The sequence below is a fragment of the Streptodolium elevatio genome, assembly GCF_040649515.1.
Taxonomy (GTDB): Bacteria; Actinomycetota; Actinomycetes; order Streptomycetales; family Streptomycetaceae; genus Yinghuangia; species Yinghuangia elevatio.
The window spans coordinates 1-12,597 of record NZ_JBEZFP010000075.1 but is presented as its reverse complement, the minus strand read 5'-3'; the positions used below and the strand labels follow the sequence as shown (position 1 = coordinate 12,597).

Below are 12,597 nucleotides of genomic sequence, written 5' to 3'. Positions count from 1 at the left end.
GCTCCGAGGAGAGTCGGCACGATGGTGTTCCCCACGGATGTCCCGGTCGTCGACACGATGATCGGCTTCCCGCACGAAGGTTGGGACCAGTACGCGTTCATCCGGCGCCAGACCAAGGACCGCGAGTCGCGCGAGTCCTTCGACTTCCCCGCCGAGTACATGTTCAAGGGGGTCCCCAAGGACCTGCCCACCGACAACCCGGTGGAGTTCACCGTCCAGGAGATGGACCGCTTCGGGATCAGCCACGGCCTCATCGGCGTCGGCGACGAGACCTCGCGCGAAGCCCTGCGGCGCCACCCGGACCGGTTCGTGGCGGCGTCCAACGTCGACCCCAACACCGGTATGGACGGCATCCGGCAACTGGTACGCGAGCATCAGGAGTTCGGGGTACGCGCGGTCGGCTGCTTCCCGTCGGGGACGTTCCCGCAGGTGCCGATCAACGACAAGAAGATGTACCCCTTCTACGCCAAGTGCGTGGAGCTCGACATCCCGGTCTTCATCTGCGCCGGCGTCCCCGGCCCCCGCCTCAAGTTCGCGGCGCAGCACGTCGAGCTCATCGACGAGGTCATGTACGACTTCCCGGATCTGGTCATGGTCACCCGGCACGGCTGCGAGCCCTGGGTCGACCTCGCCGTCAAGCTCATGCTGAAGTGGCCCAACCTGTACTACTCCACGTCCGCGTTCGCGCCGCGCTACTACCCGCAGGCGATCGTCGACTACGCCAACACCCGCGGCGCGCACAAGATCCTGTACGCCGGCTACTTCCCCATGGGCCTCACCCTCGACCGCATCTTCGGCGAACTCCCGGGCGTCGGCTTCAAGGACGACGTGTGGCCGCAGTTCCTCGCCGGCAACGCACGCCGCCTCCTCAAGCTCGACCCGCTGTAGACCGCGCTCGCCGGACCACCGCAAGAATCCGCACCGACCACATCAACAACCAGGAGTACCAATGGAGTTCGGCGTCTTCCTCCAGGGCTACAACCCGGCGTTCCGGCGCGAGGGCAACCCGAACGCGGAGCACGAGGCACTGATGAACGACATGGCGTACGCGATCGCCGCCGACAAGGCCGGCTTCAAGTACGTGTGGCTGAGCGAGCACCACTTCCTCGACGAGTACTCCCACCTGTCCGCGAACGACGTGATGTGCGGCTACCTCGCCCACGCCACCGAGCGCATCCACATCGGCTCCGGCATCTTCAACCCGCTCCCCCAGGTCAACCACCCCGCCAAGGTCGCCGAACGGGTCGCCATGCTCGACCACCTCAGCGGCGGCCGGTTCGAGTTCGGCACCGGCCGCGGCGCCGGAAGCCACGAGATCCTCGGCTTCCTCCCCGGTATCGAGGACATGAACCAGACCAAGGACATCTGGGAAGACGTCATACGCGAATTCCCCAAGATGTGGCTCCAGGACGAGTACCAGGGCTACCAGGGCAAGTACTGGTCGCTCCCGCCCCGCCGCATCCTCCCCAAGCCGTACGGCAAGGCCCACCCGGCCATGTGGTACGCCGCCGGCTCCCCGCCGTCCTACGAGATGGCCGCCCGCATGGGCCTCGGCGTCCTCGGCTTCTCGATCGGCGACGTGGAGCAGGCCGAGAAGCTCACCGCCGGCTACAAGCGCGCGATCCGCAACGCCGAGCCCGTCGGCGCCTTCGTCAACGACAACGTCCTGTGCGTGTCCACCGGCTTCGTCGATGAGGACCGCAAGCGCGCCGTCCAGCGCGCGGTCGACGCCCGCACCACGTACCTCGTCAGCAACGTCTACCGCTACCACGACACCTTCCCCCACCCGGAGGGCCTGCCGCGCTGGCCCGAGGTCATTCCGGACATCAATGCCGAAATGGTGGAGTTCGCCGCCGACGCCGGCGCGATGATCGTCGGCGACCCCGACAGCGCCCTCAAGGCGGTCAAGGCCTACGAGTCCGCGGGCATCGACCAACTCGTCCTCGGCCTGGGGCCGGACACCCGGGAAGGCACCCTGGAGACCATCCGCCTCTTCGGCGAGCACATCGTCCCCAAGCTCGACACCGTCGCCGAGCACCGCACCACGACCCACCGCCGCACCGCCCCCTGAGCCACCCCGCCCCACCCTCACCCCCGAACGCCGCCCCTGCCGCCCCCAGCGGCACGGGCGGCGTTTCGTCGTGGCGTACACCCAGGCGAGGATCCGCGGAGGTGCGGGGGTAGCAGGATCTTGAATTCGTACGCCCCACGTAGTACTGCACTTCGGACCCACCGAAGGAGCTGCGGCGGGGTTCGGTCCGGAATACTTTTCGCTATCAGAACCATCCGAACCACGATCCGCCCTCGATCCACCACTGCTCGCTCCTGCCACTGACCGAACGTCCGGCGACCGGCCGCGGTGGGGACCGCGACTCCCGCGCAACGCGGTGAGTGCTCCCCGCCACTTGGGCCGTCGCACACCTGACTTCCGGCGTGACCGCTGCCACAGCCTCGGCATGCCGTTTTTGCCCCTCGCGTTCCGCCCGACCGCAGCCAGGTGCCGTCCGGGCCGGTCCCGCACGCCCCGTCTCGCTCTCGACCGACCCGGAGTCCATTCCCATGGCAACTCTCCTGTACCGACTCGGACGGCTGACGTTCCGTCGAAGGCGCCTCGCGCTGCTGATCTGGATGGCGATCCTCGTCGCCGTCGGGGTCGGTGCCGCGACGGCGTCGAAGCCCGCCACCAAGCCGTTCTCGATCCCCGGGATCGAGGCGCAGAAGGCGATCGACCTGCTGGAGGAGCGCAGCCCCGACACGGGCGGCAGCGGCGCGACCGCGCGCGTCGTGTTCCAGGCCCCCGACGGCACCCGGATCGACGCCCCGCAGAACAAGGCGGGCGTGGACAAGACGATCGGCGCGTTGCAGGGCACCCCCGAGATAGCCGACATCTCCGACCCCTTCTCGGCCGCGACGGTGAGCGGGGACGGCACGACGGCGTACGCGACCGTGGACTACCTGGTCGGCGCCGACATGCTGAAGGACTCCACGCGGGACGTCCTCGAGGACGCGGTCAAGCAGGGCCAGGCGGCCGGGCTGAAGGTCGAGGTCGGCGGTGACGCCCTGGAGGCGGAGACCAGCGTCGGCAACGGCGAGATCATCGGCATCGCGGTCGCGGCGGTCGTGCTCGCCATCACCTTCGGCGCGATGATCGCCGCCGGGCTCCCGCTGCTCACCGCCATCCTCGGGGTCGGCATCGGCATCGCCGGGATCACCGCGGTGGCCGGCATCTTCGACCTGTCGGAGAGCACGTCCACGCTGGCGATGATGATCGGCCTGGCGGTCGGCATCGACTACGCGCTGTTCATCGTGTCCCGCTTCCGCAGCGAGCTGCGGCTCGGCCGAGAACCGGAGGAAGCCGCCGGACGCGCGGTCGGTACGGCCGGATCCGCGGTGGTCTTCGCGGGCCTCACGGTCGTGATCGCGCTGGCCGGCCTGGCCGTCGTCAACATCCCGGTGCTCACCGAGATGGGCCTCGCCGCGGCGTTCACCGTGGTCATCGCGGTCCTCGTGGCGCTGACCTTCGTGCCCGCGCTGCTGGGCTTCGCCGGCAAGCGCATCTTCGGTCGCAAGGAGCGCAAGCGCAGGGCCCGGGAGCCGCAGGTGCAGGCCGAGGGCAAGCCGAACATGGGCTCGCGCTGGGCGCGGTTCGTGCTGCGGCACCCGGTCGCCGTGCTGGTGGGCTCGATCGTGGGCCTCGGTGCCATCGCGCTGCCGGCCGCGAGCATGAACCTCGGTCTGCCGGACGACAGTGCGAAGCCGACGAGCACCACGCAGCGCCAGGCGTACGACATGCTCGCCGACAGCTTCGGCCCCGGCTTCAACGGCCCGCTGCTGCTGGTGGTCGACACCGCGAACACCGCCGACCCGGTTGCCGCCGCGGACGCGGTGCGCCAGCAGGTCGAGACGCTCAAGGGCGAGGGCAAGGGCCAGGGTGTCGCGTCGGTCGGCGCCGCCAACCTCAACGACGCCGGCACCCTGGCCACCATCCAGGTCACGCCGACCACGAAGCCCAGCGACACCAAGACCGAGACGCTGGTGCACGACATCCGCGACGTGGTGAAGCAGGCCGAGGCGCAGACCGGCGCCAAGACGCTGGTCGGTGGCACCCCGGCGCTGAACATCGACTTCTCGCAGAAGCTGAACGACGCGCTGATGCCGTACCTGCTCCTGGTCGTCGGGCTCGCGTTCCTGCTGCTGATCGCGGTGTTCCGGTCGATCCTGGTGCCGCTCAAGGCGGCGCTCGGCTTCCTCCTGTCGGTCACCGCCGCGCTCGGTGCGGTCGTCATGGTGTTCCAGTACGGCTGGCTGAACGGGCTGTTCGGGGTGGAGCAGACCGGCCCGATCATGAGCATGATGCCGATCTTCCTGGTCGGCGTGGTGTTCGGGCTCGCGATGGACTACGAGGTCTTCCTGGTCACCGGGATGCGCGAGGCGTTCGTGCACGGCCAGTCGCCCAAGGAGTCCGTGGTCAGCGGGTTCAAGCACGGCGCCCGGGTGGTGACGGCCGCGGCGATCATCATGATCGCGGTGTTCGCGGGCTTCATCGGGGCGAGCGACTCGATGATCAAGATGATCGGCTTCGGCCTCGCGGCGGCGGTCTTCCTGGACGCGTTCGTGGTCCGCATGGCGCTGGTCCCGGCCGTGCTCGCGCTGCTGGGCAAGTCGGCCTGGTGGCTGCCGAAGTGGCTGGACCGCATCCTTCCGAACGTCGATGTCGAGGGCGACAGCCTGCGCAAGCACATCGACGCGCAGACGGCGGCACAGGAGCCTGACCCGCTGCAGGAACGCGAGCGGGAGCCGGTCGGCACCTGAACCGCCCCCGGCGGCGGGCCGGGCAGGGCCCGCCGCCGAACCTCCTGATCTCCCTGCCTGCTCCCATCGCTTGTTCCGACGAGAAGACCGCCCCGGCCGGGTGCCACGCGCACCGGGCCGGGGCGGTTCCGCGTGCGCCCGGTTTTTGCGGCGTACGCGGCCCGGCGGCACCGGCGACCCATGCCGTCCCGACATGGACCCATGCCCGGTCCGGAATCCGGCGGCGCGCGCATTCCCGCAGGTGGACATGCGTGTTACGTTCCGCGTCCGGCCGAGGTGGAGGGATGCCGCACGTGACCACGACAGAGCGCGGCCCCCAGCCGGGACCGGACCCCGCCGCCGACCCCGCCCCCGCCGATGCCCCGGGCCCTGCACCCGCTCCTGCACCCGTTCCCGGCCCCGGCGCCGACGTCGACGCCGATCCGCGGACCTGCTCCGGCAGCGCGGCCGCCTGGGCGGCCTCTGCGCGCACCGTGGAACTCCCTTTGCTCGGACCGGAGTTGACCGGCATCACAGCAGACCCAGTGGGGCTGCACCACTGCGAACTCCCGGCCGTCGCACCGGCCGACGACCCCGCCCCGGTGCTGTTGCTGCACGGATGGGCGGGCAGCGCGGCCGATTGGGACGACGTCGCGCCGGCGCTCGCGGCGGACCGGCGGGTCGTCGCGTACGACCACCGCGGGCACGGCGGCAGCGCGAAGTTCGGTACGCGCGACGCCTACACGTTCGATCTGCTGGCCGCCGACCTGGCGGCGTTCGCGGAGCGCGTCACCCCCGGACCGGTCCACCTGATCGGACACTCGATGGGCGGGCTCACCGCCCTGCGCCACGCGCTCGCCCACCCCGAACGGGTGCGTTCGCTCGTCCTGGTGAGCACCTCCCCGCGGCCGTCGGCGGCGCCGCACGTACGCCTGCTGTTCGGGTTCCTGAACCTGCTCGTGCGCCGACGGGGCATGGCGCCGCTGGAGGGGTTCGTCCGGCGTCGGTTCAAGGTGCCCGAAGACATCCCCGCCGAGCGGCGCGCCCGCCTGGAGCGGCAGGGCCGGGCGCTCGTCGGCATGGACCCGGTCGCGTTCGTCGCGTTCAGCAAGGCCGTCCGGAAGTACGCCCCGGTGCTCGACGGCCTCGACGCGATCACCTGTCCGGTCACCGTGGTCAACGGTGCGCTCGACATCGGACTCCGTTCCGGCGCCGCGCAGTTCGCGTCCCGCATCGCCGGGGCCCGGGTCGAGGTGGTCCCCGGGGCCGGGCACAGCCCGCAGACCGAGGCGCCGGACGCATGGCTCGCGGCGGTTCGCGAACACCTCGCCCGGGCGGGCTAGCGGCCCTTCCGACCCGTCGTGCGGCGACCTCCGGAAAATTCCAACTGCGGCATTCCTGCCGCGCGTTGGTGAGACATACGACCCCGCGGTGACTAGTTTCCCAGGGACCGCAAGGGCTCCGGGACCTCGGAAAAACGCTCAGTTGGCAAGGTGTGCCGAGAGGGGCTTCGCGGGGCGAAAATCCGTGGTGCCGGGGCTCTGGGAATGCCGCACTCCGGTTGCTATCTTCCGCCGCATGATTCCCGCACGGGCCGGGGGTCCGGGCACGCTCGGAAGGAAGACGCAGCCGTGATCATCGACATTCCCGAGGGCGAGGACGCCATCCCGTACGTCTGGGCCGAGATGGTCCCGGAGATCGGCACGGCGGCCGCGACGTACTCGATGTCCGTGTACGACCACAGCAAGCTCGGGCTCCGCGAGTTCGAGGCGGCCCGGCTCCGCATCGCGCAGATCAACGGGTGCATCTTCTGCCTGGACTGGCGCACCGAGCGCGACGGCGTCAAGGTCGAGGAGGAGTTCGCCGACGCGGTCACCGAGTGGCGCACCACCGAGGCGTTCGACGACCGCACCCGCCTTGCCGCCGAGTACGCCGAGAGGTACGCCGTCGACCACCACAACATCGACGACGAGTTCTGGGTGCGCATGAAGGCCCACTACACCCAGCACGAGATCGTCGAGCTGAGCATGGCCATCGGCTCGTGGCTGGCCTTCGGCCGGCTGAACCACGTCCTCGGCCTCGACAGCGTCTGCGTCCTCACGAACCACTGATCCGCAACTGCCCGGCCCCTGCCCTCCGGCGTGCCGCCCAGTACCGCCGTTCAGAACCGCCGTTCAGTACCGCCGCCCGGCAACGCTCCTCAGTACCGCCGTTCAGTACCGCCGCTCGGCAATGCCGTCACAGCACCGCTGTTCAGCACCGCCGCTCAGACCCTGATTTCCGGCGCTGAGACCGAACACCGATTCCGACCCCGGTAACGACCACCGGGCCCGGAATCGCCCGCACCGCTCCGTCGTACCTCCAGCCCCCCGGCCGCCCCCCGGCCCAATTCACCGGCAGTCCGGCAAGTCCGGCACCAAGCGCAGGCGTCTCGGCCCGGTCCAGGCGCCGATCGCCCCAGGCCCGCACCGCGCATTCCGCGCGGGCCCGCACCCGCTCTGCCCGGCACCGCAACCTGCTCCACTCGCCCGGCCGACCTTCCGCCGGTCCCCGCGGCGAACGCTCTCGTCTCCGTGGCAAGCCCCTCGTGCCACGGCCATGCCCGCATGCCCGTTCCGGGACCGTCGGGCGCACGATCCGGAACGCTACGTTCCGGTACCCGCACAGCGCACACGCACCAGCAGCAGGTGTTCACTCCCGTCCGAAGTGAGGAAACCTCATGCGTGAAACCGTCCTCCCCGACTCCGGCGCCTCCGGAGTCTCGCGCCGCCGCTTCGTGGTCGGAGCCGGCGCGGCCGTCGGGGCCGCCGCGATCGCGGGCCACGTCGCGGCCCCCCGCGCGTACGCCGCCCCCGCGGCCGGTCCGATCGCCAACGGCGCCCGGGTCCCCGTCCTGGTGGTCGGCACCGGCTACGGCGGCTCCGTCACGGCGCTGCGCCTCGCGCAGGCCGGCGTCGACGTCCACATGATCGAGATGGGCATGGCCTGGGACACCCCGGGCTCGGACGGCAAGATCTTCGCCAACACGACGACGCCGGACCACCGTTCGTTCTGGCTGCGGACCCGCACCAAGCAGCCGCTGAGCAACTTCCTCGGCTTCCCGATCGACAAGAACATCCCGAAGTACACCGGCATCCTGGACGCCGAGGAGTTCGCCGGGATCATGGTGTACCAGGGCCGCGGGGTCGGCGGCGGCTCGCTGGTGAACGGCGGCATGGCGGTCACGCCCAAGCGCGAGAACTTCGCCGGGATCCTGCCGTCGGTCAACGCCGACGAGATGTACTCCACGTACTACCCGCGCGCCAACGCCGGCCTGGGCGTCACCAGCGTCGACCAGCGCTGGTGGGAGAACGCGCCGTGCTACCAGTACGCCCGCGTCGGCCGCAAGCACGCGCAGCGCTCCGGCTTCCCGTTCGTGTTCGTCCCCAACGTGTACGACTGGGACTACATGAAGGCCGAAGAGGCCGGAACCGTACCGAAGTCCGCCCTCGCGGGCGAGGTCATCTACGGCAACAACGCCGGCAAGAAGTCGCTCCAGAAGACCTACATCGCGCAGATCAAGTCGACCGGCCGCGTCACCATCACCACGCTGCACAAGGTGACTTCGGTCGCCCCCGCGGCGGGCGGCGGCTACACGGTGCTCATCGACGAGATCAACACCACCGGCGACACGGTGGCCACCAAGTCGGTCACCGCGGACCGGGTGTTCTTCGCGGCGGGCAGCGTCGGCACCTCCAAGCTCCTCGTGAAGCTCAAGGCGACCGGCGCGCTGCCCAACCTCAACAACGAGGTCGGCAAGGGCTGGGGCGACAACGGCAACGTCATGTGCGGCCGGGCGAACCACATGTGGGACGCCACCGGCAAGCTCCAGTCGTCGATGCCGACCGCGGGCATCGACAACTGGGCGGCGGGCGGGGCGTTCGCCGAGGTGGCGCCGCTGCCGACCGGCATCGAGACGTACGCGTCGTTCTACCTGTCGATCACCAACACCCCGCACCGCGCGGAGTTCAGCTGGAACGCCGCGACCGGCAAGGTGGACCTGAGCTGGCAGACGGCGTGGAAGCAGACCTCCATCAACATGGCGAAGACCATCTTCGACAAGATCAACCAGAAGGAGGGCACGATCTACCGGACCGACCTGTTCGGGACGTACAAGATCTGGGGCGACCACCTCACGTACCACCCGCTGGGCGGTGCGGTGCTCAACAAGGCCACCGACAACTACGGGCGCCTGCACGGCTACCCGGGCCTGTACGTGATGGACGGCTCGCTCATCCCCGGCAACGTCACCGTGAACCCGTTCGTGACGATCACCGCGCTGGCCGAGCGCAACATCGAGAACATCATCGCGAACGACCTGTAGGCCGCCGCCGGCCCTGACCGGCCGGGCATGTCCGTCCGGGCCCGACCGTCGGGCCCTGGTCGTCCGGGCCTGGTTGGCCAGGCGCAGGTACGCGGGATCGGCTGACGGCGGGGGCGCACCACGCGCCCCCGCCGCGGCGCGTCCGGCGCTTCCGGCAAAGCCCTGGACCCGATCCATCAGTTGGACAATAACCGCTGGTCAGGTGACACGTGTCGACCTGATAAGGCGTCGGAAAACTCCAATACCGGGAGGTGCGGCCGGTGGGACGGTGCGACCCGACCACGACGGCCGTCGGTCCCTGCAACGAGGCGGCGCACGCACCCGACGGGTTCCGTCCCGCCCAGGAACAGGTGTACTTCCCAAGGGGTTTCCATGCCACTGGCACGCTGGTTCCGAAGTACTCGACGCGCACACACCCCACGCGGAAAAGCCGGTGTCGCCCTCGTGGTCGCCGCCGCCTCCCTCGCGACGCTCGGCAGCCTCGCGGTGGCGCCCGCCGGGGCCTCCGGCGGCGGTCCCGCCGCCGGCCCCGCGGCCGCCGACCACGCCGCCCTGCTCGCCGCCATGCAGTTGGTGAGCGGCAACGTCAACGACGGCAACACGCCACCCGGCCCGCACGGCATGGACGCGATCCCCGGGGTCGTGGCCCGTACCGACATCGGCGGCGTCCAATGGACCGGCACCGCGGACAACCCCGGCAGCGCCGCGACGCGCCAGGCCGACGGGGTGTTCCGGGCGGGCAGCGTCACCAAGATCTTCACCGCCACGGTCATCCTGCAACTCGTCGGCGAGGGGCGCCTCAGCCTCACCGACGACGTGTTCGGCCTGCTCGGCCCGGTCCTCAAGGACAACACCGTGCGCGGCTGCAACCTGACGACGTGGAAGTGCTTCAACCCGCCGGGGCCGGGCGTCGCGCCCATCACCGTCGAGCAGTTGCTGCAACACTCCAGCGGCATCTTCAACAACATGGCCGACCTGTCGTTCCAGGCCAAGGTCGCCGCGCAGTTCCCGAACATGGCCTTCACCCCGGCCGAGTTGGTGGCCGAGGGGGCGAGCCACGGGCCGCAGGCGGCGCCCGGGACGACGATGGCGTACTCGAACACCAACTACGCGCTGCTCGCCCTCGTCATCGAGTCCGTCACCGGCAAGCCGTGGCACCAGGCCCTGACGGAACGGGTGGTGACGCCGCTCGGGCTGACCAAGACGTGGGTCCCGGCGCCGACCGACACCGTCCTGCCGGGGCCGCACGACGCGTTCGTGTCGAACCTGCTGTTCCCGCGCAACGGCACGTCGTTCAACACGCTGCCCGCGAGCGACCAGAACGCGTCGTACGGCTACGGCGGCGGCAACGTCATCTCGACGACCGCCGACCTGATCACGTTCATCAAGGCGCTGATCGGCGGACAGTTGCTGCCGCCCGCGCAGTTGCAGCAGATGATCACCAAGGTGAACCCCAACACGATGGGGACCCCGGCCCCGGCGCTGCCGCCCGGCATCACCTGCAACACCGGCCTCGCGTGGCCCGAGTGCATCCCCAACCCCGCCAAGTTCAACGTCACCTCCAACGCGAACGCGCCCACGAACTGGTACGCGTACGAGCCCTGGAACCAAGGCGTCGCGAACTACAGCCTCGGCCTCACGCAGCGCGAACTCACCTGCTCCAACGGCCAGAAGGTCACGTTGTACGGCCACAACGGGGCGATCCCGGGCTCGATGTCGTACGTCTACACGACCCCGGACGCGAGCCACTCCATCGCCTTCAACCTGAACGCCGACTGGCCGCAGCACGAGTTGTACGACATGTACGGCATCCTGGCGGCGGAGTACTGCCCGGCAGCCTGACCGACCGCCCGACACGCCCGCTCCGCCCGGGGCTCGGCGGCCGGGCCCACTCCCCGTACCGCTCCTCCGACTGCTTCAGGACCCCCGCCTCGGTGCCCACCGGGGCGGGGGTCCTCGCAGTTGGGGGTACGGCAGTTCGCCCGGCGCGGCCACCGTGCGGCGGCGCCGCGCGGGTACGGCCCGGTTCATGGCCCATCCCGTTTTGGAAGGCGTTTCCCGGGCAGCGCGCCTCACGGAGTCCCCCCACGTTGGAGAGTGTGATGTCCACAGGTGCAGTGATAGCCATCATCATCATCGTCATCGGCGTGCTCGCCGTACTGGGTGCCGCGATGTGGATGCTCAATCGCAGGCGCCACCTGCGGGAGCGCTTCGGGCCCGAGTACGACCGGATGGTGGAGTCCGGTGAGAACCGGCGCGCGGTGGAACGCGAACTGCGGGAGCGCGAAAGGCGCCACAACGAGTTGGACCTCAAGCCGCTGCCGCCGCGGGAGCGCGAGCGCTACGCCAAGGAATGGGTCGCCGTCCAGGAGAACTTCGTGGACACCCCGAGCAGCGCGGTGAACGACGCGGACAACCTGGTGACCCGCCTGATGCGCGACCGCGGCTACCCCACCGAGGGCTACGAGGAGCAGGTACGCCATCTCTCGGTGGAACACGGGCACACGCTGGAGCACTACCGCGAGGCGCACGAGATCAGCAACCGGGCCGCCGCCAAGGAGGCCACGACCGAGGACCTGCGCGGCGCGATGGTCCACTACCGGGCCGTCTTCGAGGACCTGCTGACGCGCAGCGAACGGGCCTGACCGGCACGTCGCCCGCCGACGGCCGCCCGGCGTGCCCCGGTACCGACACCGGTCGCGCCACCGCGAGTCAGCTTCGGATCCCCAACTCCCTTCCACCACGACGAAAGAGCCGAGATGCGACACGAAGGCAGCGAACACCGCGACCCCGGGCACGGAGACCGGGACCCCCGGGCCGACGAGCGCGCCCGACCGGAGACCGGCTCCCAGCCCGGCACCCGGGACCTCGCCGACGCCGGGAAGACCGACTCCCCGACCACGGCAGCACAGGCGTCCTCGCCGGCGCGACCGGCCCGACCGCCGTCCCTGCCGCACCCGGAGAAGCACGCCGATGCCCGGACCGAGCGGGAGAGCGGCGCGGCCGAGGGCGCGGGCACGACGGCCGAGCGCTCGGGAACGACGGCCGAGGGCGCGGGAACGACGCACGAGCCGCCGCGCGGCCTCCCCGACGAGTCGTCCGCCGAGCGGCTGGCCCAGGAGGACCACGCGCTCCTCGAACCGGGTGACGCGAAGGACTTCCGGGTGAAGTGGCAGGAGATCCAGTCGGACTTCGTCGACCACCCCAAGGATGCGGTGCGCGAGGCCGACACCCTGGTCGCCGAGGTCATGCGTACGCTCGCCGCGTCTTTCGCGTCGCGCAAGGACGGCCTGGAACGCCAGTGGGCGCAGGGCGACGACGTCGTCACGGAGGACCTGCGGATCGCGCTCCAGCGCTACCGCTCCTTCTTCAACCGCCTGCTCAGCGCCTGACCCCTCGTCCGGCGGCGCCCCCGCCGCCCGACGCATGCCGAGGCCGCCCCC

The 12,597-nt window shown here is 70.4% G+C and carries 9 protein-coding genes; all 9 read left to right on the top strand.

Annotated elements, in window-relative coordinates; all coding sequences use genetic code 11:
• Positions 1 to 21: 21 nt before the first annotated feature.
• The 9 genes from AB0C36_RS25880 to AB0C36_RS25840 all read left to right on the top strand — a co-directional run bounded on the left by AB0C36_RS25880 (position 22) and on the right by AB0C36_RS25840 (position 12,546).
• Positions 22 to 888 carry an amidohydrolase family protein gene (locus AB0C36_RS25880; protein WP_358358039.1) on the top strand — a complete coding sequence of 289 codons (867 nt, stop codon included), beginning with the start codon at positions 22 to 24 and terminating at the stop codon, positions 886 to 888.
• A gap of 61 nt (positions 889 to 949) precedes the next feature.
• Complete coding sequence (locus AB0C36_RS25875; protein WP_358358038.1) at positions 950 to 2,071, top strand: LLM class flavin-dependent oxidoreductase; 1,122 nt, start codon at positions 950 to 952, stop codon at positions 2,069 to 2,071.
• Between the two features lie 488 nt (positions 2,072 to 2,559).
• Positions 2,560 to 4,812: an MMPL family transporter gene (locus AB0C36_RS25870; RefSeq protein WP_358358036.1), complete on the top strand. Its 2,253-nt coding sequence runs from the start codon at positions 2,560 to 2,562 to the stop codon at positions 4,810 to 4,812.
• Positions 4,813 to 5,105: 293 nt separating this feature from the next.
• A complete protein-coding gene (locus AB0C36_RS25865; protein WP_358358034.1) occupies positions 5,106 to 6,134 on the top strand; it encodes an alpha/beta fold hydrolase in 1,029 nt (342 codons plus the stop codon).
• A 288-nt stretch (positions 6,135 to 6,422) separates the two neighbouring features.
• The gene (locus tag AB0C36_RS25860) at positions 6,423 to 6,902 is read left to right on the top strand and encodes a carboxymuconolactone decarboxylase family protein (protein ID WP_358358032.1); all 480 of its coding nucleotides are present in this window, start codon (positions 6,423 to 6,425) and stop codon (positions 6,900 to 6,902) included.
• Between the two features lie 608 nt (positions 6,903 to 7,510).
• On the top strand, positions 7,511 to 9,154 hold the full coding sequence (locus AB0C36_RS25855) for a GMC oxidoreductase (RefSeq protein WP_358358030.1): 1,644 nt from the start codon (positions 7,511 to 7,513) through the stop codon (positions 9,152 to 9,154).
• 372 nt (positions 9,155 to 9,526) lie between these two features.
• Positions 9,527 to 10,996, top strand: a complete 1,470-nt coding sequence (locus tag AB0C36_RS25850; RefSeq protein ID WP_358358028.1) for a serine hydrolase domain-containing protein — start codon at positions 9,527 to 9,529, stop codon at positions 10,994 to 10,996.
• A gap of 260 nt (positions 10,997 to 11,256) precedes the next feature.
• Positions 11,257 to 11,799, top strand: a complete 543-nt coding sequence (locus tag AB0C36_RS25845) for a hypothetical protein (RefSeq protein ID WP_358358025.1) — start codon at positions 11,257 to 11,259, stop codon at positions 11,797 to 11,799.
• A 114-nt stretch (positions 11,800 to 11,913) separates the two neighbouring features.
• Complete coding sequence (locus tag AB0C36_RS25840) at positions 11,914 to 12,546, top strand: hypothetical protein (protein ID WP_358358024.1); 633 nt, start codon at positions 11,914 to 11,916, stop codon at positions 12,544 to 12,546.
• Positions 12,547 to 12,597 lie beyond the last annotated feature (51 nt).